12 protein-coding genes are annotated in these 16,025 nt (G+C 40.5%); all 12 read right to left on the minus strand.

The genetic code is table 11. The annotated features are described in order from the left end of the window. Positions 1-13: 13 nt before the first annotated feature. Positions 14-604 carry a LemA family protein gene (locus ACH63V_RS01895; RefSeq protein ID WP_002051712.1) on the minus strand — a complete coding sequence of 197 codons (591 nt, stop codon included), beginning with the start codon at positions 602-604 and terminating at the stop codon, positions 14-16. Positions 605-735: 131 nt separating this feature from the next. Beyond that, the gene (locus ACH63V_RS01900) at positions 736-1,623 is read right to left on the minus strand and encodes a metal-dependent hydrolase (protein WP_004705204.1); all 888 of its coding nucleotides are present in this window, start codon (positions 1,621-1,623) and stop codon (positions 736-738) included. 173 nt (positions 1,624-1,796) lie between these two features. Beyond that, on the minus strand, positions 1,797-3,218 hold the full coding sequence (locus ACH63V_RS01905) for a glutamate synthase subunit beta (protein ID WP_396462570.1): 1,422 nt from the start codon (positions 3,216-3,218) through the stop codon (positions 1,797-1,799). Positions 3,219-3,287: 69 nt separating this feature from the next. Continuing rightward, positions 3,288-7,763: a glutamate synthase large subunit gene (gene gltB / locus ACH63V_RS01910; RefSeq protein WP_396462571.1), complete on the minus strand. Its 4,476-nt coding sequence runs from the start codon at positions 7,761-7,763 to the stop codon at positions 3,288-3,290. Between the two features lie 462 nt (positions 7,764-8,225). Beyond that, positions 8,226-9,101, minus strand: coding sequence for a hypothetical protein (locus tag ACH63V_RS01915; protein ID WP_396462572.1), 876 nt, complete (start codon positions 9,099-9,101; stop codon positions 8,226-8,228). 15 nt (positions 9,102-9,116) lie between these two features. Further along, the gene (aroB, locus tag ACH63V_RS01920; RefSeq protein WP_396462573.1) at positions 9,117-10,199 is read right to left on the minus strand and encodes a 3-dehydroquinate synthase; all 1,083 of its coding nucleotides are present in this window, start codon (positions 10,197-10,199) and stop codon (positions 9,117-9,119) included. A 28-nt stretch (positions 10,200-10,227) separates the two neighbouring features. Then, the gene (gene aroK, locus ACH63V_RS01925; RefSeq protein WP_000643712.1) at positions 10,228-10,797 is read right to left on the minus strand and encodes a shikimate kinase AroK; all 570 of its coding nucleotides are present in this window, start codon (positions 10,795-10,797) and stop codon (positions 10,228-10,230) included. An 11-nt stretch (positions 10,798-10,808) separates the two neighbouring features. Then, positions 10,809-12,935 (minus strand): type IV pilus secretin PilQ, encoded by a 2,127-nt coding sequence (pilQ, locus tag ACH63V_RS01930; RefSeq protein ID WP_396462574.1) that lies wholly within the window; start codon positions 12,933-12,935, stop codon positions 10,809-10,811. Between the two features lie 62 nt (positions 12,936-12,997). Further along, the gene (locus tag ACH63V_RS01935) at positions 12,998-13,525 is read right to left on the minus strand and encodes a pilus assembly protein PilP (protein ID WP_031956424.1); all 528 of its coding nucleotides are present in this window, start codon (positions 13,523-13,525) and stop codon (positions 12,998-13,000) included. A gap of 10 nt (positions 13,526-13,535) precedes the next feature. After that, positions 13,536-14,276: a type 4a pilus biogenesis protein PilO gene (locus ACH63V_RS01940; protein ID WP_263614733.1), complete on the minus strand. Its 741-nt coding sequence runs from the start codon at positions 14,274-14,276 to the stop codon at positions 13,536-13,538. Next, positions 14,273-14,917 carry a PilN domain-containing protein gene (locus tag ACH63V_RS01945; RefSeq protein WP_031956429.1) on the minus strand — a complete coding sequence of 215 codons (645 nt, stop codon included), beginning with the start codon at positions 14,915-14,917 and terminating at the stop codon, positions 14,273-14,275. Before ACH63V_RS01945 ends, ACH63V_RS01940 begins: the two co-directional genes overlap by 4 nt. After that, positions 14,917-15,975 (minus strand): pilus assembly protein PilM, encoded by a 1,059-nt coding sequence (locus ACH63V_RS01950; RefSeq protein WP_311086530.1) that lies wholly within the window; start codon positions 15,973-15,975, stop codon positions 14,917-14,919. Before ACH63V_RS01950 ends, ACH63V_RS01945 begins: the two co-directional genes overlap by 1 nt. Between the last annotated feature and the right edge of the window lie 50 nt (positions 15,976-16,025).

The raw sequence follows: 16,025 nt of genomic DNA on the forward strand, positions 1-16,025 counted from the left end.
TCCTTGATTTAAATTAATCAAAAGAAACTTTTGGAGCCTGTTGAGCCGATGCTTCCGCAGAGAAATTAGCTTTCGGATGCATACCAATCACTTTTGCTGTTACGGCTTGCGGGAACTGACGGACATAAGAGTTATAGTCCTGAACAGTTGTAATATAACGATTACGTGCCACAGCAATTCGGTTTTCTGTACCCTCAAGCTGAACCTGTAATTCTTGGAATTGGGTATTGGCTTTTAAGTCTGGGTAATTTTCTGAAACAGCAATAAGTCGAGATAACGCACCTGTTAACTGGCTTTGTGCTTGTTGATATTTTTCAAGTAATGCTGGGTCTTCTAATACTTCTTTATCGACCTTCAAGCCTGCAACATTTGCACGTGCCTGAGTAACTTCTGTTAATACTTGCTCTTCATGCTTAGCATAGCCTTTAACTACGTTTACAAGGTTTGGTACCAAATCTGATCGACGTTGATATTGGTTCTGTACCTCAGACCAAGCCGCTGTTACAGCCTCATCTTTGACCTGTAAAGTATTATAGCCACAGCCAGAAAATAGTAAGGTGCTTGCAAGTGTTGTCGCGATTACAAGTTGTTTAAACGTTTTCATCGTCACTTTATCCTCAAGTTTTTCTTTATATTTTTAACCTCTTGTCTCGATTGTATGATGAATTTGGCATTATTGTGTTGCTTTTATTTTATAGATTTAAAAAAACCGGATCTTTAAATCCGGTTTTTATTCTAGCTTGGTCTTAACCTTGTTTCCTTTTGGAAACTTGTCATTTGGTATTCATCGGCCAAATAACTCTTCCAGTAATCGACCATCTGGCCATAATTTTTTTGGCTCGGATGAAAGTCCTTTTTGTAATAAGCAAAGTATTCTGGTGTCAGTTGTATAATCATTTTAACAAGCAAATACACACCAAAAATATTTCCTCCCATTTTAGGCAAGCTTTTCCATTTATCTTGCCAAAATAATCGCGTCGTACCATAGAAAGCAAGACTCGCAAATCCTGTAGTGACACTACGCATTAATAATCTGCGAATACGGTCATCGCCATAGACATGTTGATAGACATCAAATGCAACTGAACGATGTTCAATTTCCTCAATAGCGTGCCAGACCCAAAGCTTTAACGCATCTTGATCCAAAGTTTTTAATAATTCAGGATGCTGTAAAATATATCCTCCAAGCAAAGCCGTAAAATGCTCAAATGCACATGTCAGTGCCAGCTGTAGCTTAGGTGGAATTGTCCTTAAGTATTTATCACGTTCATTTAACCACGCTTGAAAACGATCCAAATTATAGTCATCACGGCGCCAAGCCTCATTAAACTCACCATGTGCTTTTGAATGCATCGCTTCTTGCCCAATAAAAGCTGCAATTTGTGCCTGTAGTTGAGGGTCTGAAACTTTGTCGCGTACATTGCGCACACTATTTACAAAAAACTGTTCTCCGACTGGAAATGTTGAAGAGAGTGCAGTTAAAAAATGGGACATTAAAGGCGAGTTCGCAAAATAATAGCGCTTAATTGCTTGAGGATTAAACTCAAGGCGACGCACCGTAATACCCAACGCTTTTCGACGATTTAAATATGATTTTTCTGCCGTCATACCTGCGATGTTCATACTCAACACCTACTGTATTGAAGAAGAGAGCTTTGAGTATGTCGTGGGACTTAGGTACTAAAAAGGGCAAAAAAGCTTATTGTATTTGCCAAAAACGTCAAACCGATTAATGGTAAAAAATAAAGCCTGCATATCGCAGGCTTTATCAAAAACTTTAGTAATGATTTTTTAGATTAAACACCCAGGTAATCTAAAATACCTTCAGCAGCTTGGCGACCTTCCCAGATTGCTGTAACTACAAGGTCTGAACCACGGACCATATCACCACCAGCAAAGATTTTTGGATTTGATGTCTGGAATTTAAATTCTTGCTGTTCAGGTGCAACAACACGGCCTGAACCATCAAGATTGATATTCACACTACCAAACCAGTCTGCTGGGCTTGGGCGGAAACCAAATGCTAGTAAAACTGCATCAGCTGGTAATACTTCTTCAGAACCCGGGATTGGCTCAGGACTTCGACGGCCACGACTATCTGGTTCACCCATTTGTGTCGTTACCACTTTTACGCCTGTTACTTTGCCATTCTCACCAACAATCTCGATCGGTTGACGATTGAATAGGAATTTCACACCCTCTTCGTAGGCATTTTTTACTTCACGTGCAGAGCCTGGCATGTTGCTTTCGTCACGGCGGTATGCACAAGTTACATCGTGAGCACCTTGACGTAAAGAAGTACGGTTACAGTCCATTGCGGTATCACCACCACCTAGAACAATAACTTTTTTACCATCTAAGCTGATATATTCACTTGGATCTTTTTCCCAACCTTGACAACGGTTTACGTTAGAGATCAAGAAATCCAGTGCATCATAAACACCATCAAGCTCTTCACCAGGGAAACCACCCTTCATATAAGTGTAAGTTCCCATACCCATGAATACTGCATCATATTCTGCAAGTAATTCATCAATAGTGACGTCTTTACCAATTTCAGTATTTAAACGGAATTCGATACCCATACCTGTGAAAATTTCACGGCGGCGTTTCATAACATCTTTTTCCATTTTGAATTCTGGAATACCAAATGTCAGTAAGCCACCAATTTCAGGACGCTTATCGAATACAACTGGCTTAACACCACCACGAGCTAAAATATCTGCACAGCCTAGACCTGCTGGGCCTGCACCAATAATTGCAACTTTTTTACCTGTCCATTTCACATGTGACATGTCTGGGCGCCAACCCAAAGCAAAAGCTGTGTCATTGATATATTTTTCAGCATTACCAATAGTGACCGCACCAAACCCATCATTTAAGGTACAAGCGCCTTCACACAAACGGTCTTGCGGACATACACGACCACATACCTCAGGTAAAGTATTGGTTTGATGGCAAAGCTCAGCAGCTTGGAAAATTTGACCTTCAGCAATGAGTTTGAGCCAGTTTGGAATGTAGTTATGTACTGGACATTTCCATTCGCAATAAGGGTTACCACAACCTAAACAACGGTGAGTCTGATTAGTGACTGTTTCCGAAGTAAAAGGCTTATAAATTTCCACAAATTCTGCTTTGCGGACAGTAATATCTTTTTTCTCTGGATCTTGACGTGGTACATCCAGAAATTGAAAGTCATTATTTAGGCGTTCTGCCATGTCTCTCTCCGTGGGTAGGCGCGGATTTCACTGTTTCCCGCACCTGCCTATGTCTTTGCAGTCGTGGAATTATTGTGGGTCAGCTTGTGTAGTTTTCAAAAGCGATTGCAAGTTAGCAGCTTTTGGTTTTACAAGCCAGAATTTACGGCTGTAGAAATCGAACTCATTGCGGATTTTATAAGCCCAAGCACTACCTGTTTCTTTGATATGCTCGTCAATAATACGCAACAAGAACTCTTTATGGTCTTCCATAGATTCTGTTGAAATACGAGTCAAGTCAATTAACTCGTGGTTGTAGTAATCTACAAAGTCATTATCGAGGTCAAGTACATAAGCAAAACCGCCTGTCATACCTGCACCGAAGTTATGACCCACTTTTCCAAGTACAGTCACAACACCACCAGTCATATATTCACAGCAGTGGTCGCCTGCACCCTCAATAACAGCGAACGCACCAGAGTTACGAACTGCGAAACGCTCACCTGCCGTACCAGCTGCAAATAACTTACCGCCAGTTGCACCGTATAAACAGGTATTACCAATAATTGCTGTATTTTGAGTTTGGAAAGGTGAACCTTTTGGTGGGAAGATCGAGATACGACCACCAGCCATACCTTTACCAACATAGTCGTTTGCATCACCTTCAAGACGAATATGCAAACCACCAGCGTTCCATACACCAAGAGACTGACCAGCTGTACCTGTTAAGTTCATTACAACTGGATGTGCTTCCATACCCAAGTTGCCATAACGACGAGCAATTTCACCCGATACACGTGCGCCAATTGAACGGTCACAGTTCACGACATTAAAGTTGAATTGACCACCTGCACTTGACTCAATTGCAGGAAGCATTTCTGCAACCATTTTCTCAGCCAATACGCCCTTATCAAATGGTGCATTACCTTGAACTTCACAATACTGCGCTTTACCTTCAGCAGAAGGATGAGAAGTTAATAACGCACTTAAATCAAGGTGAGCATGTTTTTCAGTTTCACCCGGTAATACTTCAAGCAAGTCCACACGACCAATTAAGTCTTTCAATGAAGAAACACCTAATGCTGCCAACCATTCACGAGTTTCTTCCGCAATAAAGTGGAAAAAATTAATGAGCATTTCTGGTTCGCCAATATAGTGTTCTTGACGTAAATGATCTTGTTGAGTTGCAACACCAGTTGCACAGTTGTTTAAGTGACAAATACGGAGGTATTTACAACCTAGAGCGATCATTGGTGTTGAACCAAAACCGAAACTTTCAGCACCTAAAATTGCAGCCTTGATCACATCAAGACCAGTTTTTAAACCACCGTCAGTTTGTACACGTACTTTGCCACGTAAGTCATTTACACGAAGTGCCTGATGCGCTTCACTCAAGCCAAGCTCCCATGGCGAACCTGCATGGTGAATTGATGAAAGCGGAGATGCGGCAGTACCACCGTCATAACCAGAAATGGTAATGAAGTCAGCATATGCTTTTGCAACACCCGCAGCAATCGTACCTACACCCGGCTCAGATACCAACTTCACAGATACCATGGCTTTCGGGTTAACTTGTTTCAAGTCAAAGATAAGTTGTGACAAATCTTCAATTGAGTAAATGTCGTGGTGTGGCGGAGGTGAAATAAGTGTCACGCCCGGTACTGAGTAACGTAAACGTGCAATTAAGCCATTCACTTTACCACCTGGTAACTGACCACCTTCACCTGGTTTTGCACCTTGAGCAACTTTAATTTGCAAGACTTCAGCAGAAGTTAAATATGCAGGTGTTACACCGAAACGACCAGATGCGATTTGCTTGATTTTCGAGTTACGAATTGTGCCGTAACGCGCAGGGTCTTCACCACCCTCACCAGAGTTTGAACGACCACCAATAGTGTTCATCGCAATTGCAATGGCTTCATGAGCTTCTGGAGAAAGCGCACCTAAAGACATCCCTGCCGAGTCAAAACGAGGCAAGATCTCTTCAACCGATTCAACTTGTTCAACCGGGATCGGATTAGTTGTTTTTAACTTAAATAAGTCACGAATAGTCGCTACTGGACGGTTATTTACCAATTCAGCATATTCTTTAAAGTCTTCGTATTTACCAGAGCGAACCGCTTTATGTAGTGAGTTAATCACATCTGGGTTAAACGCATGGTACTCTTTACCAAATACGAATTTCAGTAAACCACCTTGATCAATTGGTTTACGACTTGACCAAGCTGTTGCTGCTAATTTTTTCTGGTCATTTTCAAGATCAACAAAAGTTGCACCTTGGATACGACTTGGAACACCCAAGAAACACTGATCTACAACTTCAGAAGATAAGCCTACTGCTTCAAAAAGCTGACCACCACGGTAAGAAGCAACTGTAGAGATACCCATTTTTGAAAGAACTTTTAATAAGCCTTTCTCAATACCTTTACGGAAGTTTGCTTGTGCATGAATCGGATCACCTAAAAGCTCACCTTTAGCAATCAAGTCATTGATCACATCGTATGCAAGATATGGATAAACAGCAGTCGCACCAAAACCAAGTAATACCGCAAATTGGTGCGGATCACGTGCAAAACCAGTTTCAACCATAATGTTTGCATCAGTACGCAAACCAGTTTTAATGAGGTAATGGTGTACCGCACCCGTTGCAAGTGCAGCGTTTGCAGGTAAGAAACCTTCACGAATGTTTTTATCAGTTAAAACAATTAGGGTTTTACCATCACGAACAGCTTGTGCAGATTCTTCACAAATACGCGTAATTGCCGCTTGTAAACCTTCTGTTTCAGCATAGTTCAAATCAATATCAACTGCTTCATAACCCGGACGCTCAATGCTACGGATTTGCTGCATTTTTGAATTTGACAGTACAGGGCTAGAGATGATGATACGATCAGCATGCTCAGGGCCTTGTTCAAATACATTCTGCTCACGACCTAAACAGGTTTCGAGCGACATGACAATTGATTCACGCAGTGGATCAATTGGTGGGTTTGTCACCTGTGCAAATTGTTGACGGAAATAATCTGTCACATGGCGAACTTGACGAGACAATACAGCCATCGGTGTATCGTCACCCATAGAGCCAACTGCTTCCTGACCGCTTTCAGCGATTGGGCGTAACAACTGGTCACGCTCTTCAAATGTCACCATAAACATTTTTTGAGCTGCTTTTAATGTTTCGCCAGTTAAACCTTTATCAACAAGTTGTTCTTCAAGTTCAGGGTTTGCATTTAAGCGAATCGCATGATCACGTAACCATTCACGGTATGGACGCATGTTCTTCAAATGTGTACTAACATCTTTAGTATCAAGTACTTTACCTGTTAGGGTATCAACTACCAAAATCTGACCTGGACCTACACGACCTTTAGAAACTACGTCTTCAGGTTCATAGCCCCAAACACCGATTTCAGATGCCAAGGTAATGTAATCATTTTTGGTAATGACCCAACGTGCAGGACGTAAACCATTACGGTCAAGCATACAAATCGCATGACGACCATCTTGAATAACAAGACCAGCAGGACCATCCCAAGCTTCCATATGCTTAGAGTTGAATTCATAGAATGCACGTAAGTCTGCATCTAGAGTTTCAACGTTTTGCCAAGCTGGTGGAACGAGCATACGTAAGGCACGGAATAAATCCATACCACCACCCACCAAGATCTCAAGCATGTTATCTAAGCTTGAAGAATCTGAACCTGTACGGTTAACGATTGGGTTAAGCTCAGTAAGACCTGGTAATAATGGATTTTCAAATTTAGGAGTACGCGCTAATGCCCAGTTACGGTTTGCTGTAATGGTGTTGATTTCACCATTATGTGCAAGGTAACGGAATGGCTGAGCCAAAGGCCAACGCGGTAATGTATTTGTAGAGAAACGTTGGTGGAATACCACAATATGCGATTTTAAGCGCTCATCTGCTAAGTCTGTATAGAACTCAGCAATTGCCGCAGGCATCATCAAGCCTTTATAGCTAATGACTGTTGAACAAAGCGTAGTCACATAGAATGACGGATCATTTTGTAATTGTTGTTCTGCACGACGACGTGCCAAGAATAATTTACGGTTAAATTCAACTTCAGTTACGCCCATTGGACAGTTCACAATGACCTGTTCAAAAGCTGGTAAAGATTGAAGCGCAATTTCACCTAATGCATCGTTATTTGTAGGGACAACACGCCAAGCCAGTACACGTAGGCCATCTGACTCGATTTCTTTCGTTAAAATATTTTTAGAATGTTGCGCTAATGCCGGATCAGTATTTAAAAATACAGTACCCACAGCAAAAATTTCACTCAGTGTAATATCACTCAGTTTTTTTGCTTCATCACGGAAAAATTGCTTTGGCATCGCCAATAATAAGCCGCAACCATCTCCCGTCTTGCCATCTGCGGCAATACCACCACGGTGCGTCATGCAACTTAAACTGTGAATCGCGGTTTCAACTAGATGATGACTTGATTCACCCTTCATATGGGCAATCAGTCCAAAACCACAGTTATCCTTAAACTCATCAGGTTGATATAAACCTTGAGCGGGAGCTACAGTATTAGGCGATGGCATGTGCATAGCGTACCCTTCTTTCAATAAGGCTCTTTCGAGCGTCAAACAAACAACTTCTTTTTGCGATAGTGCCTACGGACGACAGTTAGCTCAATGTTTCGCAAACAAAAAATTTTGGGCTGATAAGCCAATATACGCTGTTCCATTTTTACGTACACTGGTTTTTGCTAGAAAAATGTTTTGACTTATTTCGCCCTCTTTTAAAGCAGTTCGACCCCACGACTCTGCATAGAATTCACTTCTTAGAGGGCTAAAATAGTTTGCAGCACATTAATAAGCACAACAATAAAGCAAAAAGTGTGCCATATTAAAAAAATGAGACTAAGCCCTTATATTTATTATAAATATAGTTATTTTATTCACGTTATCATGTAAGAAAATGACTAAATATGCACCACATCTGGTCAAAAAATATTATTATCTAACTAATTTGCACCATTTTTGCGCACATTACGAGGTGGATTAATTCCCTTTTGTGCCCTCATTTGTGGCATTTTTCTGTTGTCCATCATTTATTCGTGTTTGCGCAGTTCTATTAGGTTGATCAATATTGGAATTTGATTGCTGGACATCAACCACATTTCCTTCTGCATCACGACGAACAATCGTAGTTTTTGTAGCTGAGTTTGTACTAGCCGCTTTCGGCTGAGCATTTGTAGCACTACTGGTAGTACCTGCCATCAATAAAGATTCGTCAATTGTAGGCAAAGCTGCTGGACGCAATCGAACTTCATAAAGCTGATTATTACCACCTTTCATCTCATCTGCTCCCAAGTCATTTACCAGTGAAGCATAACTTGAGAACTGTTGTGGCTGAGGTTTAACTGACTCAGGTAATTGCAGATTAATTTGTGTTAATTGCTGAATTGCATCTTCTGAACGTTTGAATATGCCATAAACCAACACATACTGCTCTGCTTGTTGTTCCCCACTTAAGCGGAAGTAAATAAATTTATTACGGTCAGTACGGTTTTTTAAAAAGTTTTTAATAATGTCTTCATCTGAGGCACGGAATAGCTCAAGCGTCCATTGTTTTTTATTTTCATTAATAAACTTTGTACCACGAAACTCAGGTTCATGCTCACCCGAAGCAACTGTACGAGTGGTCAAATCTAGTGGACGGACTTCATCCGCTAAAGCACCCAGGTTAGGTGTTGTAGCAACTTTCTCTGGTTGAATTTGTACAGGCGCCTCAGAATCAGCCGACTTTTCAACTTCAACCAGTTTTTTGCTATCGGTAATTACCCAAAAAATAAAAGCAAGGAATAAGCAGGCAATACCACCAACCAACCAGATATATTGTTGAACATTCTGCCAAAGTGTACGTGATACAGTCATGCTTTACCTTATTTTTTATCCGTGTTGATTTGCCAAAATAGCCTGTTTCATCAATTCGACATCAAAGTCTTTGGTAATTACTGCTTGCCCAAGTTGCTTTAACAACACCAAACGTAATTGCCCATTGAGAACTTTTTTGTCATGAGCCATATATCCAAGGAAATCATCCAATGGAATTTGTGGACATGATATCGGCAAATTAGCACGTTGAATGATTTTTTTTGTACGAGCTACATCTTCATCTGAGATCCAGCCCAAACGCTGTGATAAGTCTGCAGCCATAACCATACCCGTTGCTACAGCTTCACCATGTAACCATGTCCCGTAACCCAGATACGACTCAATCGCATGACCGAACGTATGGCCTAAATTTAGTAAAGCACGCTCACCTTGCTCTTTTTCATCATTCGCCACAATACGCGCTTTATGAGCACATGAACGATAGACAGCTTCTGCAAGTAAATTAGCATCTCCTGCAACAAGGCCATCCATGTTTTCTTCAAGCCAAACCAAGAAATCTACATCACCTAAAAGTGCATATTTAATGACTTCGGCTAAACCAGCTGAAAGCTCACGTTCTGGTAATGTATTCAATTGTGCCATATCAGCTAAAACGACTTGTGGTTGCTGAAAAGCACCTAACATATTTTTGCCAAGCGGATGGTTGATTCCTGTTTTCCCACCCACACTTGAATCTACTTGTGAAAGTAATGTGGTAGGAACCTGAACAAAATATACGCCACGTTGGAAACAAGCAGAGGCAAAACCTGCCATATCTCCAATCACACCGCCACCTAAAGCTAAAACTGTACAATCACGGTTAAAACCAGCTTCAAGCAACGCATCAAAAATTAAATTTAAATGTTGAATATCTTTATATTTTTCACCATCGGGCAAAATACAGGTCGCAACCGTTTTACCTAGGCTTTTTAAGGCTTCCTGATAGTGGCTTAAATATAAAGGCGCAACCGTAACATTACTTACAATCATGACCTGTTGACCATGAATATATGGTTCTAGTAATTGTTTCGGGTCAAGTTGACTACCAATAAAAATAGGATAACGGCGTTCGCCTAATTCAACATGTAAAGTTTGCATGAATTTATAAAACCACTAGTCAGTTCGTCTATTTTAACTTGTTCGATAGAATAAGTTGCAAAATCTTTTGTGCAAGATCACGTGCAGCACCTTGATTTGTTTCAATCGTATAGTGTGCAACTTCGCGATACAAAGGATCTCTAATCTTTAATAAATCCCGCAGTTTTTGTTCAGGATTTTCAACTTGTAGTAAAGGTCTGTTTTTATCGCGATAGGTTCTTTGTAGTTGTAATTCGACAGGAGTATAGAGATAAACAACAATTCCACGTTGCTTTAAAAATTCTCGATTAGGTGCTTGGGTAATGGCCCCGCCGCCTGTTGCTAGCACTAATGCTTTACGTGAAGTGAGTTCATTTAAGACCACAGTTTCACGGGTGCGAAATCCAACTTCTCCTTCTTTTTCAAAAATCCAGGGAATAGTTGCCCCTGTCTTGCGCTCAATTTCATGATCACTATCTAAAAATTCACGCCCTAATAGTTCTGCTAAATGACGTCCAACGGTTGTTTTTCCTGCCCCCATGGGCCCTACCAAATAAATATTTGGTAGGGTTTCAAACGCTTTGCTTGGCAAGGCGCCACCTATTTCAATTGCTTTCATTAAAAAATATATTAATGATTTCTCGCTAAAGTGTCATTAACAATTCGTGGTGTAACGAAAATCAGCAACTCTTGTTTATCATCAGACTTTACGTCTTTTCTAAATAAACGCCCAACTACAGGAATATCACCAAAGAAAGGAACTTTGGTTTGAGAATTCTTTGTCGTCTGCTCAAATACACCACCTAAAATGACAGTCTCCCCATTATCCACCAATACATTGGTATTGATATTATTCTTATTCAGAATTAATTCACCATTCGGTGCCTCACCAGCTATAGAATCCTTAGAAATATCTAATTTCATTTGAATCTTGCCATCAGGTGTAATGCTCGGAGTAACATCCAGACTTAAGAGAGCATCTTTAAATGATGTTGTCGCTGCAGAACCAGCACCAGAAATGGTCGTCATTAAATAAGGAACTTGTTGACCTGTTGCAACTTTCGCAGTTTGTTTATCAGCAGTCATGACTTTAGGTGTTGAAATCACTTCACCATAGCCATCAGCTTGTAAAGCAGATAACTCAAGATCCAACATGAAGTCAGACATACTGATGAGACCAAAGGCAATACTTCCCGCTGGATTAGAGACTCCCAAGTCAACGTTTAAGTTATCAGGGCGCTCAATAGTATATTTATAGCCTCCCGTAGTCTCATCTTTTTTAGGCTCACGCAAATTCCACAGGGTTGTTTCACTACCACCAACCAATAAGTTTTTATTATTGGTAATACCTTGCGAAAGAATACCCCACTTCACCCCAAGTTCTTTGGTAAATGATGTAGAGGCTCTTACAATACGTGCCTCAACCATGACTTGCTTAACTTGCACATCAAGCAACTCAATCATTTTACGAACTTTATCAATATTTTGTGCTGTGTCATTTACAATCAAGGTGTTAGTGCGTGAATCAGCTACAGCACTACCACGGGAGCTCAATAAACTCTCTAAAGCAAGAGTATCTGAATTGGCAGTACGGTTTGCAGCTGCCCCTTTTGCATCACGAGTATCTTCAATTAGCTTAAGTACATCAACCGCTTTCGCATAACTCATACGAATATAATCTGTTTGGATCGGAGCTAACTTAATTGTTTGCGCTAAGGCTTTTGCTTCATCATCTTCTGCTTTAATTAACTCAGCGACTGGTGCAATCCAGATCACGTTCCCGTTACGTCGTTTATCAAGGTTTTTCGTCTTTAAAATAATATCGAGTGCTTGGTCCCAAGGCACATCTTTCAAGCGTAGCGTGATATTACCTTGCACACTATCCGCAGCCACCATGTTGATACCTGTAAAATCAGCAAGTAATTGCAAAACACGGCGTACTTCAATGTCTTGGAAATCTAACGAAAGCTTATTACCAGAATAAGTCGGGGTCTTAGATGAAGAAGGTATACTTTTATCTTGTGGACGTTTTAAGCTAATCGTGAGCTTATTTTCAGCCTGATACGCCATATATTCATAGCTGCCAGATGACTGAATAGTAATTACACCAGCATCTTTTTCATTATAAGCATCAATACTTGAAACTGGCGTTGCAAAATCATTTACATTTAAACGACGCGCTAAATGTGCTGGAATTTTTGTACCTAAAGTTCTTATAACGACTTTACTGCCTTGTTGTTGAACATCTACAGGTGTATTACTCCCTAAAAGGTCGACAACAACTAAGCCTTCTCCTTGATTACCACGTTGAAAACCAATATTTGAAACGCCTTGTTGTTGTACAGCGGCTACAGGTATAGGCTTATTACTGGTTTGGGCCGAATTAATTTTTAAAATGAAAGTATTACCTTCCACACGTGTTGTAAAAGCGCCAGCATCTTTTAGGTTTACGGTTAAACGTGAACGCTGGTCATCTGAAGTCACATCAACAGAACTTGCTTCATTGGTTGCAACTGCAATTTTAGACTGTTTTAAACTTTGCTGTGCCTTATCAAAATCTAGTATTAAACGTGAAGGATTTTCAAGTTGATAAGCTTGTGGCTGTGGTGGTAAGCCATTAAACATGACTCTAATTTCTGTGCCCTGACCTGCTATTTGCGTTGGTACAATATTGGTCATGCTGACCTGTGCAGATGCAGCCTGCATAATTGCAACAGCTACAACCCCCAAAGAAAACTGACGGAATACCTGATTCATTGTCTGACCATCCCCAATTAAATAATCTTTAAAAATACTTTTTCGTTGTTATTCCCTAAATTTTAGGGTGCAGGCCCAATCAAGACCAATGTTCTCGGTCTCTCGACATAGCCTTCTCGACCATCTGGCACGATCTCAACCAAATCAATCTGGGTCGGACTAATATGAGTAATACGGCCCTGATTCATACCCATATAATTACCCACTTGTACCCGTTCAATTTGATGATCTGGTGTTTGGATTAAAGCCAATATTTGGCCACGGTTATTACGCATGCTTCCTTTCATATTTAAAGCTTCAAGCGCATAACTTTCTAATGGCTGTGGCGTACGTGAGAAATTTGGATAAACCCGTTTTCCAGCCATAATCTTCAGTTCAGCAGCCAGAGAACTTGGCATAAATGGGCTTTTCAATTGATGAGCAGCATAATTAAATTGTGGTACCGGAGTAAAAATCGGTGCTGGTTCAATAGGTAACGGTGGCTGGTTACGGATACTTGCCATTTGCTGGTTCACAGCATCGATTCTTGAATCACATCCCACAAGGGCAGCACAAGCCAAAACATAAAGAGTAATTTGCTTAATTTTCATCATCACTCTCCTATTTCGGCTGAGCAGAAGTGCTAGTAGATGCAGAGGCTGCTGGAGCCTGGGCCGATTGTGTCGGTGTATCTGTTGCTTCTACATATCGATAGGTTTTCGCTTTAATAGAATAATTCAGTACAGGAATATCCGACTTACTATCTTTGGCTGGTGATGCATCAACAGTAAAATCGTGCATGGTTACAATACGCGGTAAAGCAGCAATACTACTTACGAAAGCTCCAAATGCGTGATAGTCCCCTGTAGCCTCAATTGCGATAGGTTGTTCGATAAAAATTTCTTGCTTCACTTCATTTTCTAAGCGGATATTTTTAAATTTCAATCCAGAGTTCACACCAGTTAAGTTAATATCTTCAACTAAACTTGGAATCTCTGTTTCTTTCGGCAACTGTTCTAATTGCTGGTTGAAATTTGCCTGCATCTCTTGAAGCTGCACTTGATACTGTTGAAGGTTACGTAATTTCGAGTCTTTTTCTCGAAATTCATTTAATAAATTACTTTCCTGAGCTTGAGCATTGTCAATTGCTTGTAGCTTTGGCTGAATAGCAACAAAATATCCCAAAGCTAACACAGCAAAGAAAATAAAAATCCAGCAAGTAATTTTTACAGATATTGGCCAACTACCATAGTTGTTCATATCCAGCGTATTAAATTGCTGAAGGAATTTATCTAAATTGAATTTCTTTTTCTTTGAAGCTGATTGCTCTAATGATAATTCTTGAAGTTCATCTTGACTCATTTGGCTGCCCCCGTGTCTTTAGCTACGGCTGGCTTATCAGCATCCTTATTCGTTGTGGTCACGCCCATTTCCCCCAAATCGACAGTCACAACAAAACTGCCATAATGATCTTCTACTCTAGGAAGAAGAGAGCTAGCAGTCTTATCTTTTTTATCTTCAGTCGCCAAGAAAGAGCTCATAAAAGCATTACGATACCAAGGAGATGCTTCAAGATTACGGAGTAATTCAGCTACCGTATTTGGACTTTCAGCCTTACCCTCTATTGTAAATTTATCCCCGGTTCGGCTAAATTTAGTGAGATACATTGCTGGTGGTGTGACTCGAACAAGTTCATCAACTAGTCGCACCACTACTGGACGTTGACCCTGCAAATCTTGAATCAACTTCATGCGCTCAATAATGGCATCACGCTGTTCTTGTAAACCGTTTAATGCTTTTAATTGCTGATCAAGATTTTGATTTGTACTTGTAATAAGTTGGTTTGCCTGCGTTTGATCATCTAGTTTATGATCAAAATAGAACCATCCCCCAAATACGGTTGTAATCCCCAAAACAACCACCCCAAAGCATAAAGTTATAAATTGTTTTTTTCGTTGCTCCCTCAGCTCTTCACGCCAAGGTAGTAAGTTAATTGTTGCCATTAATCAAAACTCCTTAAAGCCAAGCCACACGCCACCATTAAAGATGAAGCATCATTTTCAATTTTTTGAACGTCGACTTGAGGAGAAAAGCCCATTTGTAAAAATGGATTGGCAATAGTGACACGGTAACCTAATTTTTGCTGCAAAAGTTTAGCAAGGCCTGGAATGTTAGCATTCCCCCCTGCAAGCAAAATATGGTCAATTTCATTGAATTGGGATGAAGAAAAGAAAAACTGTAATGAGCGAGCTGCCTGCTGAACTACAGCATCTAGAAACGGATCTAGCACTTCAATTTCATAGTCATCTGGTAAAGTGCGGTCTTTTTTCGCTCGGCTTGCTTCTTCTAAAGACAAACCATAACGACTTTGAATTTCAAGCGTAAGTTGTTTGCCACCAAACACTTGCTCACGGGTATAAACAATCTTGCCGTTTTGCATGACAGATAATGTCGTCATGGTATGGCCAATATCTAAAATCCCTATCGTATTTGCACCCATCGGTAAGCTATCAGCAAACACACTAAAAGCACGTTCGACCGCATAACTCTCGACATCTGCCAATTTAGGATTCAAATCTGCCAACTCAAGGACTTCAACGCGTGTTTCAACGTTTTCAGTTCTTGTTGCGACCAAAAGAACATTTACACGATTTGGATTTGAAAGACGATCAGGCAAAACCTCAAAATCAAGGCTCACCTCATCCAACGGGAACGGTATGTACTGCTCCGCATCCACACGAATCTGAACTTCACGTTCGTCATCGCTCATATCTGCATCCATTTCGATAGTTTTATGAATAACCGTCGATGTCGGAACAGCAATTGCAGCATTTTTGGTCTGGGGATTTGCTAAATTCATCGCCCGTTCCAAAGCCTCTGCCACTGCTTCTGGATTTAAGATATTTTTTTCAACTACACTGTTTTCAGGTAAAGGCATCAAAGCATAGCTTTCCACCCAATATTTACCGTTCTTGACAGAGAGCTCTAACAACTTAACAGAAGTCGAACTAATATCGACGCCCATTAACCCCTTATTAGGTTTACGATATAACCTGAGCACACTATTGTCCTATTATTTTTTTATCCCCAAAAAAAATTACAAACCAATAA

Source organism: Acinetobacter sp. ABJ-A23_2, from assembly GCF_044538765.1.
Classification (GTDB): Bacteria; Pseudomonadota; Gammaproteobacteria; order Pseudomonadales; family Moraxellaceae; genus Acinetobacter; species Acinetobacter nosocomialis_A.

What these genes read in the sequence shown, in the direction of transcription:
- ACH63V_RS01935 (WP_031956424.1), bottom strand. Translation starts at nt 13,525, where the DNA reads ATGAAAATTAAGCAAATTACTCTTTATGTTTTGGCTTGTGCTGCCCTT.
- ACH63V_RS01945 (WP_031956429.1), bottom strand. Translation starts at nt 14,917, where the DNA reads ATGGCAACAATTAACTTACTACCTTGGCGTGAAGAGCTGAGGGAGCAA.
- aroB (WP_396462573.1), bottom strand. Translation starts at nt 10,199, where the DNA reads ATGCAAACTTTACATGTTGAATTAGGCGAACGCCGTTATCCTATTTTT.
- ACH63V_RS01895 (WP_002051712.1), bottom strand. Translation starts at nt 604, where the DNA reads ATGAAAACGTTTAAACAACTTGTAATCGCGACAACACTTGCAAGCACC.
- pilQ (WP_396462574.1), bottom strand. Translation starts at nt 12,935, where the DNA reads ATGAATCAGGTATTCCGTCAGTTTTCTTTGGGGGTTGTAGCTGTTGCA.
- aroK (WP_000643712.1), bottom strand. Translation starts at nt 10,797, where the DNA reads ATGAAAGCAATTGAAATAGGTGGCGCCTTGCCAAGCAAAGCGTTTGAA.
- ACH63V_RS01915 (WP_396462572.1), bottom strand. Translation starts at nt 9,101, where the DNA reads ATGACTGTATCACGTACACTTTGGCAGAATGTTCAACAATATATCTGG.
- ACH63V_RS01905 (WP_396462570.1), bottom strand. Translation starts at nt 3,218, where the DNA reads ATGGCAGAACGCCTAAATAATGACTTTCAATTTCTGGATGTACCACGT.
- gltB (WP_396462571.1), bottom strand. Translation starts at nt 7,763, where the DNA reads ATGCCATCGCCTAATACTGTAGCTCCCGCTCAAGGTTTATATCAACCT.
- ACH63V_RS01900 (WP_004705204.1), bottom strand. Translation starts at nt 1,623, where the DNA reads ATGAACATCGCAGGTATGACGGCAGAAAAATCATATTTAAATCGTCGA.
- ACH63V_RS01940 (WP_263614733.1), bottom strand. Translation starts at nt 14,276, where the DNA reads ATGAGTCAAGATGAACTTCAAGAATTATCATTAGAGCAATCAGCTTCA.